General features: G+C 40.4%; 1 protein-coding gene. It reads right to left on the bottom strand.

Features of this window, described 5'->3' with window-relative positions; genetic code table 11:
- Positions 1 to 609 (bottom strand): FAD-dependent oxidoreductase (locus tag DS885_RS09560; RefSeq protein ID WP_181817749.1); only part of this gene is annotated, 609 nt, incomplete at both ends.

The following is a 609-nucleotide window of genomic DNA, read 5'->3' as shown; positions in this document are numbered from 1 at the left end:
CACCAATACTGCCCACATCAACACCTAACAATTTTAATTTGGCGCTCATATCAGCACCGGTAAATACATTGTCAGTGCCGAGTAATGTATCTACTGCGACTTTTGCCATGCTATAACCTGGTGCAACTAAACCAAAGAACTGACTATTCCAAGAAGCACATTCACCAATGGCAAAGATATTTGGATCAGAAGTAACACACTGGTCATTAATACTAATACCACCGCGAGGTGCTGTTTCTAAATCAGTTTGCTTGGCGAGTTTGTCCTGTGGTCTAACACCAGTAGAAAAGACAATAAAGTCTACTTCTAACTCAGTGCCATCAGTAAATTTCATGGTATTACGTGCATTTGTACCACTAGCAACAATTTCTTGGGTATTCTTACCGGTATGAACATTTACACCAATACTTTCGATTTTACTACGCAAAATTTGTCCACCTTGCGCATCTAATTGCTCTGCCATTAAGACTGGAGCAAACTCAATAACATGTGTTTCTACACCTAATGCTTTTAGGGCACCAGCAGCTTCCAAACCTAATAAACCACCACCAACTACCGCGCCTTTTTTACTGTTGCGCGCTACTTTTTCAATGGCGTTTAAATCTTCAA

It is taken from the genome of Psychromonas sp. B3M02 (genome assembly GCF_003318165.1).
In the GTDB taxonomy this organism is placed as follows: domain Bacteria; phylum Pseudomonadota; class Gammaproteobacteria; order Enterobacterales; family Psychromonadaceae; genus Psychromonas.
Note: the sequence above shows the minus strand (reverse complement) of the source record. Positions and strands in the feature narration are given on the sequence as shown.